The 20,002-nt window shown below is 29.4% G+C and carries 21 protein-coding genes; 7 read left to right on the top strand and 14 right to left on the bottom strand.

The genetic code is table 11. The annotated features are described in order from the left end of the window. The first annotated feature begins 405 nt into the window (after positions 1-405). The 3 genes from BN2665_RS03150 to BN2665_RS03140 are packed head-to-tail and all read left to right on the top strand — an operon-like array spanning position 406 to position 2,435. A complete protein-coding gene (locus BN2665_RS03150; RefSeq protein WP_055665664.1) occupies positions 406-1,290 on the top strand; it encodes a DUF5685 family protein in 885 nt (294 codons plus the stop codon). 12 nt (positions 1,291-1,302) lie between these two features. After that, positions 1,303-1,908: a J domain-containing protein gene (locus BN2665_RS03145; protein WP_055665663.1), complete on the top strand. Its 606-nt coding sequence runs from the start codon at positions 1,303-1,305 to the stop codon at positions 1,906-1,908. 23 nt (positions 1,909-1,931) lie between these two features. Beyond that, positions 1,932-2,435: a hypothetical protein gene (locus BN2665_RS03140; protein ID WP_055665662.1), complete on the top strand. Its 504-nt coding sequence runs from the start codon at positions 1,932-1,934 to the stop codon at positions 2,433-2,435. A 27-nt stretch (positions 2,436-2,462) separates the two neighbouring features. Here BN2665_RS03140 and BN2665_RS03135 read toward each other — a convergent pair whose 3' ends face one another. Together BN2665_RS03135 and BN2665_RS03130 are read right to left on the bottom strand one after the other, a co-directional pair. Then, positions 2,463-3,593 carry a DUF4317 family protein gene (locus BN2665_RS03135; protein WP_055665661.1) on the bottom strand — a complete coding sequence of 377 codons (1,131 nt, stop codon included), beginning with the start codon at positions 3,591-3,593 and terminating at the stop codon, positions 2,463-2,465. A 56-nt stretch (positions 3,594-3,649) separates the two neighbouring features. Beyond that, complete coding sequence (locus BN2665_RS03130; RefSeq protein WP_055665660.1) at positions 3,650-4,129, bottom strand: thioredoxin family protein; 480 nt, start codon at positions 4,127-4,129, stop codon at positions 3,650-3,652. A gap of 90 nt (positions 4,130-4,219) precedes the next feature. Between BN2665_RS03130 and BN2665_RS03125 the strand changes: the two genes are divergently transcribed. Both BN2665_RS03125 and perR read left to right on the top strand, forming a co-directional pair. Next, positions 4,220-4,483 (top strand): DUF1294 domain-containing protein, encoded by a 264-nt coding sequence (locus BN2665_RS03125; RefSeq protein WP_055665659.1) that lies wholly within the window; start codon positions 4,220-4,222, stop codon positions 4,481-4,483. Between the two features lie 370 nt (positions 4,484-4,853). Then, a complete protein-coding gene (gene perR / locus BN2665_RS03120) occupies positions 4,854-5,276 on the top strand; it encodes a transcriptional regulator PerR (RefSeq protein WP_055665658.1) in 423 nt (140 codons plus the stop codon). Positions 5,277-5,366: 90 nt separating this feature from the next. Here the strand turns inward: perR and BN2665_RS03115 are convergent, their stop codons facing one another. Beyond that, positions 5,367-6,629 carry an ABC transporter substrate-binding protein gene (locus BN2665_RS03115; RefSeq protein WP_055665657.1) on the bottom strand — a complete coding sequence of 421 codons (1,263 nt, stop codon included), beginning with the start codon at positions 6,627-6,629 and terminating at the stop codon, positions 5,367-5,369. Positions 6,630-6,765: 136 nt separating this feature from the next. On the opposite strand from BN2665_RS03115, the gene BN2665_RS03110 reads away from it, so the two are divergent. Both BN2665_RS03110 and BN2665_RS03105 read left to right on the top strand, forming a co-directional pair. Next, a complete protein-coding gene (locus tag BN2665_RS03110) occupies positions 6,766-7,692 on the top strand; it encodes a hypothetical protein (protein ID WP_055665656.1) in 927 nt (308 codons plus the stop codon). Between the two features lie 182 nt (positions 7,693-7,874). Continuing rightward, a complete protein-coding gene (locus BN2665_RS03105; RefSeq protein ID WP_055665655.1) occupies positions 7,875-8,249 on the top strand; it encodes a bactofilin family protein in 375 nt (124 codons plus the stop codon). Between the two features lie 27 nt (positions 8,250-8,276). On the opposite strand, the gene BN2665_RS03100 is transcribed toward BN2665_RS03105, so the two are convergent. The 11 genes from BN2665_RS03100 to BN2665_RS03050 all read right to left on the bottom strand — a co-directional run bounded on the left by BN2665_RS03100 (position 8,277) and on the right by BN2665_RS03050 (position 19,870). Next, positions 8,277-8,639: a hypothetical protein gene (locus BN2665_RS03100; protein WP_055665654.1), complete on the bottom strand. Its 363-nt coding sequence runs from the start codon at positions 8,637-8,639 to the stop codon at positions 8,277-8,279. Positions 8,640-8,701: 62 nt separating this feature from the next. Then, a complete protein-coding gene (locus BN2665_RS03095; protein WP_055665653.1) occupies positions 8,702-8,944 on the bottom strand; it encodes a hypothetical protein in 243 nt (80 codons plus the stop codon). Positions 8,945-9,069: 125 nt separating this feature from the next. Next, positions 9,070-9,507 carry a hypothetical protein gene (locus BN2665_RS03090; RefSeq protein ID WP_195892650.1) on the bottom strand — a complete coding sequence of 146 codons (438 nt, stop codon included), beginning with the start codon at positions 9,505-9,507 and terminating at the stop codon, positions 9,070-9,072. 120 nt (positions 9,508-9,627) lie between these two features. Further along, positions 9,628-10,221, bottom strand: coding sequence for a ribosome biogenesis GTP-binding protein YihA/YsxC (yihA, locus tag BN2665_RS03085; RefSeq protein ID WP_055665651.1), 594 nt, complete (start codon positions 10,219-10,221; stop codon positions 9,628-9,630). After that, positions 10,211-12,544, bottom strand: coding sequence for an endopeptidase La (gene lon / locus BN2665_RS03080; RefSeq protein WP_055665650.1), 2,334 nt, complete (start codon positions 12,542-12,544; stop codon positions 10,211-10,213). The genes yihA and lon overlap by 11 nt, the downstream gene beginning before the upstream one ends. A 227-nt stretch (positions 12,545-12,771) precedes the next feature. Further along, on the bottom strand, positions 12,772-14,433 hold the full coding sequence (gene lonB, locus BN2665_RS03075) for an ATP-dependent protease LonB (RefSeq protein WP_055665649.1): 1,662 nt from the start codon (positions 14,431-14,433) through the stop codon (positions 12,772-12,774). Between the two features lie 174 nt (positions 14,434-14,607). Beyond that, positions 14,608-15,897 carry an ATP-dependent Clp protease ATP-binding subunit ClpX gene (gene clpX / locus BN2665_RS03070; protein WP_055665648.1) on the bottom strand — a complete coding sequence of 430 codons (1,290 nt, stop codon included), beginning with the start codon at positions 15,895-15,897 and terminating at the stop codon, positions 14,608-14,610. A 27-nt stretch (positions 15,898-15,924) separates the two neighbouring features. Beyond that, a complete protein-coding gene (gene clpP / locus BN2665_RS03065) occupies positions 15,925-16,512 on the bottom strand; it encodes an ATP-dependent Clp endopeptidase proteolytic subunit ClpP (protein WP_055665647.1) in 588 nt (195 codons plus the stop codon). Between the two features lie 278 nt (positions 16,513-16,790). Then, the gene (gene tig / locus BN2665_RS03060; RefSeq protein WP_055665646.1) at positions 16,791-18,083 is read right to left on the bottom strand and encodes a trigger factor; all 1,293 of its coding nucleotides are present in this window, start codon (positions 18,081-18,083) and stop codon (positions 16,791-16,793) included. A gap of 153 nt (positions 18,084-18,236) precedes the next feature. After that, positions 18,237-19,034, bottom strand: a complete 798-nt coding sequence (locus BN2665_RS03055; protein WP_055665645.1) for a sugar phosphate isomerase/epimerase family protein — start codon at positions 19,032-19,034, stop codon at positions 18,237-18,239. 32 nt (positions 19,035-19,066) lie between these two features. Next, positions 19,067-19,870, bottom strand: coding sequence for a hypothetical protein (locus BN2665_RS03050; RefSeq protein WP_055665644.1), 804 nt, complete (start codon positions 19,868-19,870; stop codon positions 19,067-19,069). Positions 19,871-20,002 lie beyond the last annotated feature (132 nt).

Below are 20,002 nucleotides of genomic sequence, written 5' to 3'. Positions count from 1 at the left end.
GGTGCTACATTAATAATGTTATTGTATATTTTTTAGACATCGTTATCTATAGTCTATCATCAAACCCTGTAGAAGTAAAGTATCTCAATATATAACACTTTTTTAACTCCTGATACTAATTTAAGATATTATATTTATAATGGAATCCTTTTTACTCTTATGACCACCTTTTCTAAAACCTATGCAATTAAATTTCTTGATAGAATAGGTGGCAATTCTTTTCATTATTCTTTATTTAATGCTCTACCTGGATTCATTGCAATTTTTGTAGCCATATCTGGTATACTTTTAATGAGCAAATCTATAAAAATAAAAGATAAAAAGTTTTGCTAAACATTTATAGTATTCTTCATTTATGATATAATTTTCAATGTTAAATGCTTTTAAAGGAGATATTTATAATTAATGTTTGGATATGTTATGCCATGTAAAATGGAGCTAAAAATTAAAGATTACGAAAAGTTCAAAGCTTATTACTGCGGATTGTGTAAGTCCATAAAAACACAATATGGTAATTTCCCAAGAGCTTTTTTAAATTATGACATGACCTTTCTAGCAATTGTTTTAGATTCCTTAAATGAAGATAAAATATGCTTTAAAACAGAAAGATGTTTTGTTCATCCACTAAAAAAAAGGGTTATAATATATAATAATAAACCCTTAGACTTTGCAGCAAGTACGAATATATTATTAGCCTACTATAAATTACTAGATGATGTCCATGATGATAAGTCATTAAAAAGTTCCATACTTTCAACTTTTTTAAATAAGTATAATCAAAAGAATAATTTAGCCTTCTTAGACGATATAATCAAAGAACAAATAAATGAATTGAGTGAAAAAGAAAAAAATTGTGAAGGTATAAGTATTGATGAGGTTTCCCACCCTTTTGCTCATTTAACTGGAAGTATATTAAAGTCTTATATAATCAATGAAACGTTTAAACCTATGGATTATGAAAACTTATACTGGCTTGGTTATAATCTTGGCAAATGGATATACATAATTGACGCTTATGATGATTTAAAGGAAGATATGGAAAAAAATAAATTTAATGCTTTAAACTCTATATTTAATAAAGAAAAAAAAGTCTATAATGAATTTAGTATAGAAATTAAAGCCAGAATAGAATTTCTATTAACCTCTGCTGCAGCCTCTTGTTATGAACAGCTTAAAAAATTACCTTTGAAAAAAAATGAAGAATTAATAGAAAATATACTTGCACTAGGTCTTATGGAAAAAACTCAAAAAGTAATGTTGAATGATAATAATTCTAAAGAAAATTTTTAAGGAGTGATAGTTATGAGAAATCCATACGAAATATTAGGTCTCAAAGAAGGAGCGTCAAAAGAAGATATAAAAAGAGCATATAGAGAATTAGTAAAAAAATACCACCCCGATCAATATGGAGATAATCCATTAAAAAATCTTGCAGAAGATAAGTTAAGAGAGCTAAACGAAGCTTACGATTATTTAATGAAGATTTCAGATAACAGTAATAGTTATAGCTCAAATGAAAATTATAGCAATAATACTAGTAATAATGATTACAGCTATGCTTCTATAAGAATGGATATACAAAATAGAAACCTTCATGCTGCAGAACAAAAACTAAACTCTATAAAAATTAGAAACGCTGAGTGGAATTTTTTAATGGGAGTTGTACATATGCAAAAGGGATGGCATGATAGCGCTTATAATTATTTAGTAAATGCCTGTAATTTAGATCCCACAAACTCTGAATATAGAAACACTCTTAATATGATAAACCAAAGAAATAACAGCTATAGGCAATCCTATTATGGAAGACAAGGCAGAGATAATGATATGTGTGATATTTGTTTAAAACTTTGGTGCTTAGACACTTTCTGTGAATGCTTTGGTGGAGACCTTATCAGTTGCTGCTAAAATATAGTTGAGGTGATGAAGAATTGAATAAAAGCTATAATATAGCAAAAGGTGGGCTTTTAACTGCTTTATCCTTAATATTTTTATATCTTGGCAGTATTATGCCTACTAATAAGCTAGCGTTCTTAACCTTGGCCTCTTGCATTATCCCTTTATCACTTTTAATGCTTGGTGTAAAAAGTGCAGTTATAGTATATGCTGCCTCTAGCATTTTAAGTCTCCTTCTAGGTTTAAAGGGTTCTGCTCTAGTATATACCTTATTTTTTGGTTCCTATGGATTTATTAAGTATTATTGTGAAGCATTAAGAAAGCCCATTCTAGAAATATTTCTAAAACTAGCTTTTTTTAATGTTACTGTTTTTATAAGCTATATAGCTTACAAGCTTTTTTTTATAGAAATACCTACTGTTAAAGTATCCTTTTACCTTTTAGCCATAGGACTACAAATAGCATTTATTTTTTACGACTATGCACTTACTCTAATTATAGCTTATATAAATAAAAGACTATCAAATATTTTAAAATAAAAAATCAGAGTCATAACTCTGATTTTTTTATTCTTCACAAATATCTTTAAAGTTCTTTATTGCTATTTCAATATCCTCATAATAAACCTTTTCCCTTAACTTCACTACTAAAAATAACTCTCCTTTTTGATTCATATATTGCTTAACATCTTTAAGGTTTTGTGGATTTAAATTTAAAGAAATATTATTATTCTCAATCTTTATAGATTTACCTTTAAAATTTGGAATAATGCTTTCCGAATTAAATTCATATTGCTTACTACCAACAACCATAGTAAAAATCTTTTCTACATCCTCCAGATGTATACCTGATTGAGCACTGGCATACTGCTTTATATCTTTAAGTCCTATAAATTGCTCCTCTTCTATCTCCTCTCTCTCTAAAATATCCTCAAAAAAGCTTTGTAATTTATCTAGATCAATACCTTCTTTATTCATAAATTTAATAATGTTATTAAACTGTTCCTTTTGCTGTATATTGCTATCTTTAAATATACAATTTAGGGTTTCATTTATAAATGAACCATCCAAGGTTTTTGATTTACCATTATTATATAATAATTTATAATCAATCAAATCATTTTCATCAATATAAGGAAATAAAAAACCCTGCAGTGGATATTTTAATTCAACTACTAGCTCTAAACTAGAGGAAGCGCTAAAAGTGTTACTATCATAATCATATTTAACTGCTTTTTTATTTGGAGATATTTTATTAACACTACATAACAAAAAAGTTTTATTATCAATATTTTTATTCCAATATTTAAAATCAATAAAATTTATTATTACATCGCTGTCATACTGATTGTTTATACATATATCTTTAGCTATAGATTCTAAAACATTGATTTTATTCTCTGGTTGTTCATTAGTTACATATAATAATTGGCTTCTAAAATCTTCAATTTCACTTTCGCTAATTACGAAATCTAATTCAAATAATTTTTCTCCAATATTTCCCGTTAGTATTTTTTTACAATTTTCAATATATAATTCTTGTACATCTTCCTCTAATAGGTCAAATACTTTTTCTTCACTATTTATGATATCTTTTGAATGCTCTTTAAAATAAAAAGTATATAATTTATTAAAGCTAATATTTTTGCTGTTAATTTTTAAAGATTTCTTAAGTGAACTAATATCTTTTTTGCCCATAATTTGATTTTTTTTCCTCCCTTTCCCCTTATAAAAGGTGGACTGAGCCACCTTAGCTATTTCAATATTAAGTTTAATAACTCTTCTTCGATAAAATTATTGTATTTTCCCCCTCTATATTCTTTAATTAATTCTTTCTTTTCATCCATAGTTACTATTGCTATATTATTTTTTAGTTTTTCAGGAAACTCTAAATAAACACCTTTAGGAGTTAAATCCTTTGAAAATACCATAATAGTTGGTATTCTAGCCTCGCCTAAATTTTCTTCTAAAAAAGCTTCATTACCTGTTCGAGGCAAAATGCTTACTGATATCTTATCATTTTCCTCTTTCAATCTTTTAACGAAAGGAATTGATACAGTACAATCTGGACAAAATCCTTCTGTAAAAGCCAATACTATAATTTCTTCCTTTAAATCCTTAAGTTTGTCCTTAGCCTCTCCACTAAGAATAGTATTTAGATACGCCTCTTCATGATGCTTATCTAAAGTTTTCATATATTCTTCTATATCAATTGCTCCTTTTAATCCAAACATATATATTTCCTCCTTTTAAAAATTATACTTTTATTATATCATTTAATAAGGAGTGTTCAATATTTATATTTAATGTTAGGAGAGAATGTTATGTATCTTTTTATATGTTATATTGTAGTAGTTAATCTATATGGACTATTTATAATGCGAAAAGATAAAAAAAGGGCAAAAAAGCATCAATGGAGAATTTCAGAAAACGCATTGATGTTTATTAGCCTGATGTTCGGAAGCTTAGGTATTCTTTTAGGAATGATATTATTTAGACATAAAACAAAACATACAAAATTTATAATAGGAGTACCTATAATGTTATTTTCACAAGTTTATATACTATTTAATTACATAATTAAATAAAAAAAATATAAGAACAGTAATACTGTTCTTAAGAAATAAATAATAAAAATGAACATGGACGATTGTTTGTTAATTTCTTAACAGCCTTTAATTAAATTTTATCAGATTTTTAAAAAATTACAAGACCTTTTTCTTGTTTTTTTCTTAATATCATTATTATATAGAATTATTTAAATTCTAGCAATAATCAAAATATAATATTTATAGTTTTTGTACAAAATAATTTATTGTTAATAGTGACAGATTAGGTTATAATTATTAATCGTGATTACATCTTTTTATAAATTTAAAAGATAATTTACAAATATTTTTTGACTTGTAATAATTTTTATTATATAATATTATTGATTAAATAATAAGGATGGTGCTTATGGATAACATCACAAACATTTTCAGAGAAAAAAAATTAAAGTTAACACCTCAAAGAATTGCAGTATATAAATACTTAAAATCCACTAAAGAGCATCCATCAGCTGAAACTATATATAAGGCTCTTCAACCCTCTTATCCTACTATGAGTTTAGCTACTGTGTACAAGGCTCTGAAAACTTTAGTAGAAGTAGACCTTATAAAAGAAATCAATGTAGGTGAGGGTAATTTCAGATATGATGGGAACATGGACTTTCATTCTCACGTCCAATGTATGTGCTGTGGAAGAGTTGATGACATTGAAGGTATATCTTTTTCTAATTTAAACGAAATGGTGAGAAGTCATACAGACTATGAAATCGTTACAAGCAAAACCTATTTTTATGGAGTTTGTAACCACTGCAAAACTCAAAATATTCATTAATAATTTGGCTTATATTAAAAATAAAGAGATAAAGCTACTTTAGTAACTTAATCTCTTCTTTTTTATTTGGACGCTTGTTATTGCATATAATTATTTTTTTTCTGATGCCTTACTATAATTTTCAACTACTCTATCCCATTCCTTTCCATCATAATTTCCTTTAAATATCTTTTCTACTTCTACTAATAAAAGACTATTAATCTTCTGAGGTAAATTGTAAAAGAATAATATATTATCATTATTGGCTTTAGCTAAATGCTCCGATATAATTTTACTGCTTCCTTTTAGCTCCGCATTAGCTTTTTTATTTCCTGTTATGAATCCTTGCTCTGATAATTTGCTCTGAAACTTATCACTATAGACAAACTCTAAAAAGTCATTTGCGGACTCTGCATTTTTTGAATTAGTACATATGCTAAATAATCCGTTGATTATTACTGGTATATTTATTTTTACATCTGATAAGCTATAGTCAGATAATAGTTGTAATTTAGAATTCATTATATCTTTATTTAAATACGAAAAAACTATAGCTATAGGTAATTCATTTCCTTCCACCTTACTTACAATATTTTCATCAGCCTTTTCAAAGGTATCTTTTAAAATAACTTTATTTTTATAAAGTTTATCTAATTCTGTAAAATAATTTTGCATATTAGAAAATTGTTTATATTTTTCAATACTAGAATTATATAGTTTCTCTAGCTGAAGATTACTAATTACATTGCTAGCATATATAGAAGAAACTGCTATCAATGGTTCAATATCATCGGTCAAAGCTATAGGTATTTTAATATTCTTTTCATTAACTTTAATTAGCAACTGCTGTACCTCTTTTAAATTTGTTGGTTTTGGCAGATTTATTTTCTTTAAAGCATCTTCATTGTACAATATTTCCAAAGTATATGGGATTAATCCTATGCCGTAATATTTATCTCCTACCATACCATAGGAGGACATAATATTATAAAATTTTTCGCTTATATTGCTTTTAGAGTAAAAATTAGATATATCAGATAAAAAACCGTTTTTGCTCAAATCAATTATATTCGATCTATTGGTAAAAACTATATCTATGTTACTATCTTTTTTTAATTCATCTTTTAATCCATTTTTATACATAGCATTATTAATATTAATGTCTATCTTAGTATTTTCCTTTTTATACTCCTCTGTAACATATTTCATTATATCTAATGTATATTTATCCTTTACATCAGTATATATAGTTATTTTCTGCTTTTCTTCCTTTTTCGCCCCACCCTTAGATTTATCTCCTTGACCACTAGAACAGGCAGTTAAGGTAAAAATATATATAAATATCAAAACAATTATCCTTATCTTTCTTTTCACTTTAATCTCCTCCTACCTACAATATTTAATTGTAAAGTTACATATCTTTAATCATAAATATAAAAATCTTTAAATATATTTTATGTAAAATAAATAAATATATAATATCATCATATAATTTAATAGAGGTGATTTTATGAAATTTAAAGTGCTGTTTATTGAGAAAAAGCATTTAATTTATTTGTTACTTATAGCCCTTTTACTAATATTTTTAGTTATTTTTTACAAGCAAAAAAAGATTATGACTACTTTTAACGTAGTAAAGGATTCAAAATCCATTAAAATGGACTTTACTGGAGATGGAAATGAAGACATACTCTACATAAAAACTGAAGGAGATAAATATTATGTACAGATAAATACAAGAGAGGATAGCTTATATTTGGAACCTAGTAAAAAAATGAATACAATTGGTCATTACTACCCTTATTGGCCAATGAAAATAAATCTTGTAGATATATCTAGAGATAAAATTCCCGAAATATTCACTCAAGCTTCTCAAAATGGTAATCCAATACAACATGCCTTTATATGGAACAAGGGTAAATTCGAGGATATTCACTGTAGCAATAATAATATAGTAGGCTTTATTGATTATAAAAATAATAAAAGTACTAAATTTATCTCTGCAAACTATAAAAATGGTCAGATGGACTTTAATTATTATATACTTTTAAATAATAAGCTAAAAAATTTTTCTTATGATAATTACGAAATACCTGGTAAAAATGCGGTACTGAGCTTAATAAAGTATATTGAAGGTTTTCCTTACAGTGAAGCAAACAAGCCTGATATTTTTTATGATGGTCTCACCGGTAAAGACTTAGCTATTTTAGGAAGACTAGCAGGAGAAGAAAACACTTATATATTTGAAGATGGCATTTTTATGGATAGCAAATGTAATAAAGCAGGCCAAGCTACGGAGTTCAAGTGGACTCTAAACTTTAAAGCTATACCTAAAAATACAAATACTGATCCTAAATACTACTCTATAATGGTCTTATTAAAACCCTGTACCTCCTTTAATAATGATTTTAGAATTTATTATATGTCATTAAATTAAAGCTTAATTCTAAAAAACAAAAGGGCTGCATAGCAGCCCTAAGGGGGATGGGGGGTTTTAGCTAAAATTTTATGTATTTTAGCTTTGGAGATTTTACTCTCCTGTTACATTTATATTATTAACCTATAGTTTTATTTTTATACATAGTAAAATAAAAAATTTAATACTTAGGAGGTAATGTTATGTTTTCTGAAAAAGAAAGTAAAAGCATGGATAGAATTGAAACTCTTATTGGTGAGCAGTGCAATATAGTAGGGAATCTATCTGGAGAAGGGCTTATAAAAATTGATGGTTCTGTGGAGGGGGATTTAACTTGGCAAGATGATATTATATTAGGCAGTAGTGCATTATATAAAGGAAATATAACCTGTAGAAATGCTACTCTATTCGGTAGAGTTAGAGGAAATGTCATCTGTGACGAATCATTGATCATTGAATCTACAGGAAAAGTAAGTGGAGATATAACTGTAAAAAATATAATAATAAAAGAAGGCGGATGCCTAGATGGTAAATGTACTATGGTAGTATCAAAAAATATAAATGAAATATTAGACTAAAAAAAGAGCCTCTTGGCTCTTATTTTATTAATCTTCAAACTCTCCAGACATGTACATGTCGATCATCTTATCTATGAGCTGAGCACGCTTGGGAGTTAAAAAAGGCCTTATAGCATTAAGCAATTTTACAGTATTATCTCCATCCTCTAAATCTCTACTCTCTCCCACTGTAGGTTTTAACTTAAAATCGTTTAAATTTAAATTATTTAAATTTAAGCCATTTGTATTTAAAGCTCCTAGGAGAGAGGTTAATTGACTTATATCTATATTGTTTAACATTTGCATAAGTGGGTTTTGATTGAACATATTCTGTCCTTGAGGCCCTTGAGGTCCTTGAGGTCCTTGAGGTCCTTGATATTCTTCTCTTCTTCTACTTCTATGTTTAGACATCTAATTCTCCTCCTCCATAATAATAAATTTTTGGAGGGCATTCGCCCTCCAACTTCTCTTGTCTAGCAGCAGAGTGTTTTTCCGCAGAAACCGCCGCAGCAGGCCCAGAATAGAAGTATTAATGTGAAAGCATTCTTATTTTCTAGTAAACCAGTGTTGCCTAAAATTATTAAGAATGGTAGCAAGGTGCATATATTTAAGCCATTTCCACATCCTCCAAACCCGAACCCTCTTCCGAATCCGAATCCGCATCCGCATCCGCAATCAAAATCAAAATCTCTGTCGCGTCTGTGTCTTCTTGACATATGAAACCCCCCTTTCTTGGGCTATGGTTTTTTGTTTATTAAATTTTATCTTTAGTTAATATTGCAGCTTAAGTGTAAATTCAAGCTTTTTCTTTAGCGATTTATATTAATTACTTAAGCTCTAATTAATTTTCAGCAAGTGCTGTTCCACAATGTCTTGGCCTAAAAAATCCGCCTAGTAGTACAAGAATTATAATTATGAAGATTATATCGCATCCTCCACCAAAACCACAGCCTCCACCGAAGCCTCCGAATCCACATCCGCCTCGGAATCCTCCAAAGTTACAGCAACAAGGATCGCAGCAACATATATCACAGCATCTTCTTCTACGTCTTCTACGTCTTCCACAGCAGCAAGGATCACAGCAAGGATCACAGCAGCACAAAGAACCACCAAAGTTATTACCACAGAAGGATCCTCCTCCATTACAGCAGCACAATAGAAGAAGTATGATTATAAGAAAGAAATTATTTTCTCCTTTGCCAAAAAGCCCACCCAAACCTTGGAGCGTATTCTTATCCATTTTGCCTGTTAACTCACTTAACAAATTGTTTATATCCACTTTACTTCCCCCTTTCTTCTCTCTATATTTTCTCTTCTTTAGTTTCATAGTATATATTATTCTATCCTTACTAAATTGACACAAAAAAATAACATCACTAAAAATTAGTGATGTTATTTTTTAATCTTCAATATAGTAACCTTTGAATATTATACTATTTAACTCTTCAGTACCTTTTTTATTTAGAGAAGAATAAAATGTTAATAAATCTTCATCTGATAATTTGAGAGTTTCCTTAATTACCTTCTCACTGGCCTTTAATTGATTGTTTGAAATCTTATCTCTTTTTGTTCCAACCACAACCACATCGTATCCATAATACTTTATCCATTGATACATTAGAATATCATCTTCCGTAGGCTTATGCCTACAATCTACTAGTAAAACAACTCTCTTTAACTGAGGTCTATCTTTTAAATAAGTCTCTATAATATTTCCCCAGTTTTGCTTTTCACTCTTTGATACTTTAGCATAGCCATATCCAGGTAAATCTACAAGATAGAATTCCTTGTTTATTAAGAAAAAATTAACTAATCTAGTCCTGCCAGGAGTACCACTCACCCTAGCTAAATTTCTCCTATTAGTAATGGCATTTATGATTGAAGATTTACCTACATTTGATCTACCTACAAAAGCAATTTCTACTAGATTATCCTGTGGATACTGCTCTTTTCTAGTGGCAGAAGTAATAAATTCAGAATTCTTAATTATCATTTTTTATATCTCCTACTAATGCATTATTTATAACTTCATCTATAGAGCTAGCTGAAACAAAGTTTAATTTTGCCTTAATAGCCTTAGGTATCTTTTCCATGTCTTTCTCATTCTCTTTAGGTATTATTACAGTATCTATGCCCGCCCTATAAGCAGCAAGACATTTTTCCTTTAATCCACCTATAGGTAAAACTCTACCAGTTAAAGTTATTTCTCCAGTCATGGCCACATTATGCTTTACTTTTCTATTAGATAAGGCTGACACTATGGCGGTTATCATAGTAACTCCCGCTGAAGGCCCATCTTTGGGAACCGCTCCTTCCGGTACATGTATGTGTAAATCTTTATCTTTATAGAATTCTGCATTAACTCCATACTTCCCAGCATTAGACCTAACATAACTATAACCAGCTCTAGCGGATTCCTTCATTACATCTCCTAATTGTCCTGTTAGCTCTAACTTACCGCTGCCATTCATCACACTAACCTCAACAGGCAGAATATCTCCACCATATGCAGTCCATGCCATTCCTGTCACTACACCTATTTTGTCTTCCTTGTCTGCTTTTTCATAGGTAAATCTAGGCACTCCTAGATATTTCTTAACATGATTAATGGTTAAATTAATAGTATCTTTATCCTTTTCCAGCATTTCAGTTAAGGCTTTTCTAACTACAGTTCCTACTTGACGTTCAAGACTTCTTACACCAGATTCTCTAGTATATCCTTCAATTATATAGCTTATAGCACTATCAGAGAAGCTGATTTTTCCTTCTTCTAGGCTATGCTCTTTTAACTGCTTTGGTATCAAATGCCTTTTGCAAATACTTAGCTTTTCATCATAACTATATCCTGAAACTTCTATAACTTCCATTCTATCTAATAATGGTCTAGGTATTGTATCTAATGAGTTAGCAGTGGTTATAAACATTACATTAGATAGGTTCATCTCTAACTCCAGATAATGGTCTCTAAAAGTACTATTTTGTTCAGAATCTAGAACTTCTAATAAAGCATCTGCTGGATCTCCTCTGAAATCATTGCTCATTTTATCTATCTCATCTAATAAAAATAATGGGTTTTTTGATTTTGCCTGCCTCATTCCATAGATTACTCTTCCTGGAATAGCGCCTACATAGGTTCTTCTATGTCCTCTTATTTCAGCTTCGTCCCTTACTCCGCCTAAAGACATTCTTACAAAATTTCTGTTAGTAGCATGAGCCACTGATTTAGCTATAGAAGTCTTTCCTACTCCTGGAGGTCCTACTAAACATAATATAGGCCCTTTTAAAGAATTACTCATTTTCTTTACAGCTAAATATTCAATTATTCTATCCTTAACATCTTTTAAACCATAGTGTTCAGCTTCTAATATTTCTCTTGCCTTCTTTATATCTAAATTATCCTTAGTTTCAGTATTCCAAGGTAATTCAAGTATCCAATCTAAATAAGTTCTAATAATTCCACCTTCTGAAGAGTAAGATCCACTATTTTTAAGTCTATCAACCTCATATAGTGCTCTTTCTTTAACAGCCTTAGGTAGTTTAGCTTTACTTATTTTATTTTTATACTTATTTATTTCCTTTTTGTCTTCGTCATCCTCTCCTAGCTCTTCTTGAATAGCCTTTAATTGTTCTCTTAGATAATATTCTTTCTGAACCTTATCTATTTTATTTTTTACCCTTACACCGATTTTCTTTTCTAACTTTAATATTTCTATTTCGTTATTCATAACAACTAACAGCTTTTCAAGACGTTTTGAAGCATCAAAAGCTTCTAGGAGCTCCTGCTTTACTTCGCCCTTTAACATTAAGTAAGAACTTACTATATCCGCTAATCTTCCTGGACTATCTAAATCATCAAGAGTAATTAATACCTCTGTAGGCATATTTCCTGATAATTTCATATAGTTATCAAAGGTAGTCTTTACTGTTCTCATTAAAGCTTCACATTTATTATCTTCGGCACACTCTTGTTCTTGCAAAACATCTATTTCAACTTTATAAAAAGGTTCTTGTTGAACATAACTAGTAATTTTTGCTCTACTTATACCTTCTACCAGTACCCTTACTGTATCTCCTGGAAGCTTTAATAATTGTTTTATTGTGCAAACAGTCCCTACGTCATAAATATCTTCCTGTTCTGGCTCTTCTTCTTTTGCATCCTTTTGAGCTGCTAAAAAAATCTCTTGACCATTTATCATAGCTTCTTCTAATGATAATATAGATTTTTCTCTACCTACATCAAAATGCAGAACCATGTAGGGAAAAATGATAATCCCTCTTAAAGGAATTAACGGAAGAACTCTAAATTCACTATTCATATTTCTCCCCTCACTTCTAAATTATATTGTGTATTTATATTTAATTAATTTGTTTTTGAAAATATACCCAGACTAATTTAGTATACACATATTATGTCTAATTTTCAATTATTATATTTAATTAAATATCAATTTTTATCATTAGTCAATATACAAATAAAATGCTTAATAAAATAAAGCTGCCAAGATATTTAAAATTACTTTTATTATCTTAAACAGCTTATATTTTAATTTACTGATTTAGCAGAAAGTATTTCCACATTACTCTCCTGCTCTAGCATCTCTTCCATAATTGAATTTTTTATTACTTCTTTAATATTAGATACAGCTATAATATTAAGTCCTTCATAATCATTATATTTATCGCTCCAATTATCTTTAGGTATTAACACCTTTGTTGCGCCAGCTTTTTTAGCAGCAGCTATTTTAGCATTTACTCCGCCTATGGGCTTTACTTCACCACTTAAAGAAATTTCTCCTGTCATAGCTACATGATTATCTACCAAAATTCCTTTTACAGAGCTATAAATTGCAGTTGCCATACTTATTCCTGCTGAAGGTCCATCTACTAATGTTCCTCCGGGGAAATTTATATGTATATCATATTCATCAAAATTTATATCATATAATTTACTTAATACCGTTACCACATTTTCTATAGAACATCCTGCCATGCTCTTTCTTTTTACCTTTTTATTAGTGCTACTGATTTCTTCTTCTTCTACAATTCCAGTTATTTTTAACTGTCCTTTTCTTCCTTGAACTTTTTTAGCACTAGCTTCAATTTCCATGATTATCCCTAAATTAGTTCCATATACAGCTAGCCCATTTACATAACCTACCTGTGGAGCACTCGGAATTGTTTTTTCAGGTCTTGGAGAGTATTCTCCTTGCTCAATTACCCATTCTACATCTTGTAGCGTAATGATTTTTCTATCCTCATTTATTGCAATGCCTGAACTTAATTGAATTATATTTACTACTTCTCTTCCATTGCTACAATACTTACTTATGAGTTTAACTCCGCTATCTTCTATTTCTAAACTCACCTTTTTTACAGCATTTTGAGCTATGATTTCTATCTCCTCAGGCAATAATGCTCTAAAGAATATTTCGACACATCTGGACCTAATAGCTGGAGCAATTTCCTCAGGACTCCTTGTGGTAGCACCTATTAGTCTAAAATCTGCTGGTAAACCCTTCTCGAAAATCTCTCTTATGTAAGTTGGTATATTAGGATCTTCCGAACTGTAATATGCACTATCCAAAAATACCTTTCTATCTTCAAGTACCTTTAACAATTTATTAAGTTCTATTGGATGTAATTCTCCTATTTCATCGATGAATAAAACTCCTCCATGTGCCTTAGTAACAGCCCCTGGTTTAGGTTGTGGTATTCCAGCTATACCTAAGGCCCCAGCTCCTTGATATATAGGATCATGCACAGAACCAATTAAAGGATCAGCTATACCCCTATCATCAAATCTTATGGTAGTAGCATCGATCTCTACAAATTTTGAACTAGGCTTAAAAGGAGAAAATGGTTTCTTCTTTGCTTCCTCTAATACTAATCTAGCTGCTGCAGTCTTTCCCACACCTGGAGGACCATAGATTATTACATGCTGAGGATTTGGTCCACATAGAGCAGCTTTTAGAGCTAATATTCCCTTCTCTTGACCAACTATTTCATTAAAATTAGATGGTCTGCTCTTTTCTGTTAAAGGTTCTGTTAAAGCTATACTTCTTAAATTTTTTAGCTTTTCCATTTCTTTTTTATTCTCTCTATCAATTACTATTTTATTGTTTTGATGTCCTTTTACGTTGCTTGAAAAATAAAGAAATAAAAAGATTGTAAAAGCTAGATTTGCTATAATAAGAAAATTAATCATATTAAAGAACACTTAGTTCCAAACTAAATGTATCCTCCTTTCTTATTTATCTCTACATTTTATTATTAGCATAAAGTATAGTTTATATTCCAATACAGCTGAAATAAAGTAACTAGTGAAAACAAATAAAAATAAAAGCTTACTGACAAATATAGTATTTGTCAGTAAGCTTTCTTATGCACTCTCTATTCCTTTTCTACTTTTAGCTTTTTTAGGCTTTATGGCTGCCCTTTTTTGTCCTTCTGTTATGGTGACTATAGGTTTTTTATCACTAACAGTATCTTTTGTAATGGAAACCTTAGAGATTTCTTCATTAGAAGGTACATCAAACATTACGTCTCTCATTATCTCTTCAATAATAGCTCTCAGTCCTCTGGCTCCAGTATTTCTACTTAGAGCTTCATCTGCAATAGCTTCAAGAGCTTCTTGTTCAAAATCTAACTCTACATTATCTAGTTCAAATAATTTCTTATATTGTTTAACTAAAGCATTTTTAGGTTCACTTAATATACTTACTAAGGTACTTCTATCTAAAGCTTCTAAAGTCACCACTATGGGTAGTCTACCTACAAATTCAGGAATTAATCCAAATTTTAAAAGATCTCCCGGCATAATATCTTTCAATAATTTACCAATATCTTTTTCTTTCTTTGATTGAATTTGTGCTCCAAATCCCATAGAACTTTGTCTTGTTCTTTTTTCGATTATCTTATCAATACCATCAAAAGCTCCACCACAAATAAATAGTATATTGGTGGTGTTGATTTGAATAAATTCCTGATGAGGGTGCTTTCTTCCCCCTTGCGGAGGTACAGAAGCTACTGTGCCCTCTAAGATTTTTAATAAGGCTTGCTGAACACCTTCTCCTGAAACATCTCTTGTAATAGAAGGATTTTCTGACTTCCTAGCAATCTTATCAATTTCATCTATATATACTATACCTTTTTCTGCTCTTTCTATATCATAATCTGCATTCTGAATTAACTTTAATAAAATATTTTCTACGTCCTCTCCTACATATCCTGCTTCTGTCAATGTAGTAGCATCTGCTATAGCAAAAGGTACATTTAAAAATTTTGCTAGTGTTTGAGCTAGCAGAGTTTTACCTGATCCTGTAGGTCCAAGTAATAAGATATTACTCTTCTGTAACTCAACATCAGCATCACTTTCATTAGAATTAATTCTTTTGTAGTGATTATATACGGCTACTGCTAAAGATTTCTTTGCACTATCTTGACCGATGACATATTGATCAAGATAATTTTTAATTTCAGCAGGCCTTGGTAGCGAACTAACATCTAATTGTAAGCTTTCTTCAAATTCATCTGCAATAATTTCTGAACATAGTTCTATACACTCATCACATATATAAACTCCTGGTCCTGCAATAAGTCTTCTTACTTGGTCTTGATTCTTACCGCAGAAAGAACATTTCAGCTGCTTTTTATCATCATATTTTACCATTGTTACACCTCACTAAAGGTTAATACATTATCTTATACTTTTTGTTATTACTTCATCTATTATTCCATAATTTTTAGCTTCTTCTGCTGTCATGAAATAATCTCTTTCTACATCCGCTTTTATTTTCTCTAACGGTTGCCCTGTTCTTTCACTTAAAATCTTATTTAAGTTATCTTTTATTTGTAAAATTCTTTTAGCATGTATATCTATATCCGTTGCCTGACCTCTAAATCCACCTAAAGGCTGATGAATCATTATTTCGCTGTTAGGTAAGGCAAATCTTTTTCCTTTTGCACCTGCTGTCAATAGGAAAGATCCCATAGAAGCAGCCATTCCTATGCATATTGTAGAAACATCTGGCTTTATATATTGCATTGTGTCATAAATAGCCATACCTGCAGTTATAGATCCACCAGGACTATTTATGTATAAATGTATATCTTTATCTGGATCTTCGCCTTCTAAAAACAATAATTGAGCTACTATTAAACTTGCAGTAGTATCATTTACCTCTTCACCTAAAAATATTATTCTATCCTTTAAAAGTCTAGAATAGATATCATAAGATCTCTCTCCTCTATTGGTTTGTTCAACAACAATTGGTACTAAACTCATAATTCTTCCCTCCTCTATATTATACCTAATGTTAAATTCATAATATATAATATAACCACTTTTTTTAATTTGTAACTAAAAATAAATAAATTAAAAATAAGTTTATTATTAAAATTTATTTATTTTAATATATTATACACTAAAGAAAATAAAATATATATATATCGTAATTATTGTTAATATAAAATTTAATTTTATCCTAACTAAATTTAAATACTAGTATTTAAATTTAGTTTAAAACAATTGCCAGAAAAATTTTCTGGCAATTGGTTTTATAATTACGCTATAGTTTTGCTGCTTTCAACTAATAATTTTAATGTCTTCTCGTTTATTACATCAGTTTTAATCAAATGCCCTTGCGCTTTAATTATTAAATCTGCTGTCTTATCTAAATCTTTATCACCATATTGCTTTGCTATTTCTAAAGCTCTTTCTTTAATTTCTTCTTCACTAGCTTCAATTTTTTCTACCTTGCTTATCTCTTCAATTACTAAATCAGTTTTTACCTTCTTTTCTGCGCTTTCCTTCATGAAGTCTCTCATTTTTTGTTCGGTATTATTTGTATAAGCATAATAAGTTTCTAGATCTAGTCCTTGGTATTTTAATCTCATTTCTAAATCTCTAATCATATTATCTATTTCTTTACTTATCATAACTTCTGGAATTTCTACTTTTACATTATTGCAAACAGCTTCAATTACAGCCTCTTCGTACTCTCTTTTTGCTCTTAAATCATTAGACTCTTGAATCTTGCTCTTTATATCAGTCTTTAATTCTTCTAAAGTATCGAATTCTGAAACTTCTTTAGCAAATTCATCATCTAACTCAGGTAATTCTTTAACCTTAATTTCTTTTATAGTAACTTCAAATAATGCTGGCTTTCCGTTTAACTCCTCTTTACCATAGTTTTCTGGGAAAGCTACATTTACGTCTTTCTTTTCTCCTACCTCAGCACCAATTAGTTGCTGTTCAAAATCTCCTATAAAAGTACCTGAACCTATTTCTAATGGGTAATCCTGTCCTTCTCCTCCCTCAAAAGCTATTCCATCAACATAGCCTTTAAAGTCTATAACTGCTATATTTCCGTCTTCAACCTTACCTTCAGTTTTGGTTTCAACTCTTGCATTCTTTTGTTGCATTGCTTTAAGTTGTCTTTCAACCTCTTCTTCTGAAGCAGCATATTCAACTTTTTTAACTTCTAATCCTTTATATTCACCAAGTTCTACTTCAGGCATAACAACAACCTTTGCAGTGTATACAAAGTCTTTTCCTTCTCCAATTTCTACAACATCGATTTCTGGATAATCTACTGGTTTTATATTATTTTCATCTAAAGCTTTTGGATATGTATCTTCGCAACAGAAGTTTATAGCATCTTCATAAAGTACTTCTATACCATAATACTTCTTGATTATATTCATCGGTGCCTTTCCTTTTCTAAATCCAGGTATATTATATCTTTTCACATTTTTATTATATGATTTCTTTAATGCCTCGCTAAACTTCTTAGCATCAACTACAATCTCTAATTTAACCACATTAGTTTCTATTTTTTCAATCTTAACATTCATTACGTGACTCCTCCTAAAAACCTCTATAATATTGTGTTTCAAGTACTAACTAGGATATTATAACATATATATAAAATTCATTTCAAATATTATTGTAAAATATTTAAAACTTTTATTATAATAAGCTTTATCAAGGGATGCTATTTAGAGAAATTACAATCCTATCCCATGGATTATATCCTCCAAATACAGCTTTGATTCAGTTATTTCATGAAAAGTATTAAAATTTTCTTTATATATCTCGATAATAGCATTACCTTTATAATTATTTTTCTTTAGCTCTCTAAATATTTTTTTGTAATCTATCTCACCTTTTCCAGGCAATAGGCAAGAGTTTGCTTTATCCTTATCATTTATATGAAAATTAACTAGATCATCCCCCATGATGTTTAGATAGGTTATAGGATCAATACCAGCCTTATAAGCTTGTTTTAAATCCAATGTAAACTTAATAGGATACCTAAGCTCCTGTTTTAAAAAATTCATGAAGTCTAAATCTGCGGACATACACCAACATACATTCTCTTGAGAAAGGTATACTTGGTTTTCTGATGCTATATAACAGAGCTCATTATAAATATCTAAAACCATTTTTTTATTAATACTGTTAAAATCCATCTTTCTCATTCCATGAAAATTGTATATATTACAGTTTAACAGCCTTGCAGCCTTGCATACTTTTTTAAATATATTTATCATGTCCTTTCTCCTTCTTTCGTAAGCATCAAAAATATACGGTTCAAAAGAAGAGCTGAAGGCATGTATAGAATTAATAGTAATACTATTTTTATTTTTTTCTTCCTCTAAAATATTAATAAAATCTGTTTCGTATTCGCTAAAACTATTTAAAAATAATTCTGCTACCTTAAATCCCATGGTATTTAATGTACTTAAGCTTTGTTCTGTAGGGATTAGAGGATAAAAACTCGCTGAAGAAAATCCAATCTCCATTATATTCCTCACTTGTAAGAGTATCTTGTAAATTATTCAAATAAAACACCCTCACTATTAATATATTTTTTTACACCATCTATAGTTATTTGAAGTCCTCTTTCGTTTCTATCCCCAAAAACTATATCCTGACCTTTAATATTAGTATTCCTATGTTGTAGAGTGACTAAATCTAATATCCAAACATATTTATCATTCATTCCAAAATATGGCAATTGACTTATATAAAAAATCCTGTTGTCATCCAAAAATTTAGGATTACCACTCCATATATAAGTAGGAGTAGTATGTAAAGTATTTTCTTTTGTATATGTATTTTGTGTGGTTGAAGAACTATAAGCTTTTTGTGTCACATCTGTAGTTTTACCGTTAATATCTATATAAATGATACTTTGAGTTTTTTCATCTAAAATCAACATAGCTTGAGAGGTTGGACTCAAATCAAAATAAATCTTTCTTTCTGCACAAAAGGCATACTTAAACTTTTTATCTTTGCCCTGTTCTTCATAAGATACCTTAACGGGGATTCCCCCTTCTAGCTTAATTTCATAAAATTTTTCTTCTTCCACCACCTCTTTATTTTCTGGAGGACTCTGCTCACTTTTGCCTTTTTCCTTGTCCTCAGAACTTTGAGATTTATCATCATTCTTTAAGTTTTCTTTATTTATGTCTTTGCTATATTTATATCTTATATTACCGTAAAAACTATATATATTTTTTCTAAAGAAGATTATTATAGAAGTAATAATTAATATCAATATGATTAATAATATTATGCTTTTTCTTTTTTTCATTCTTCTTTCATATTCTCTGCTGAAAATACTAGGCTTACCCACCTTGTAAATCCCTCCTAGATTTTAACAATAATTTTATATCATAATTTAACACTAATATATATTATAACTCATAAGTGTATAAATTAATAATACTTTTTTGTTAACTTATAAATTATTATTAATTATGCAAAT

Source organism: Desnuesiella massiliensis (genome assembly GCF_001403615.1).
GTDB lineage: Bacteria > Bacillota > Clostridia > Clostridiales > Clostridiaceae > Desnuesiella > Desnuesiella massiliensis.
This window is presented reverse-complemented; position numbering and strand designations above follow the sequence as displayed.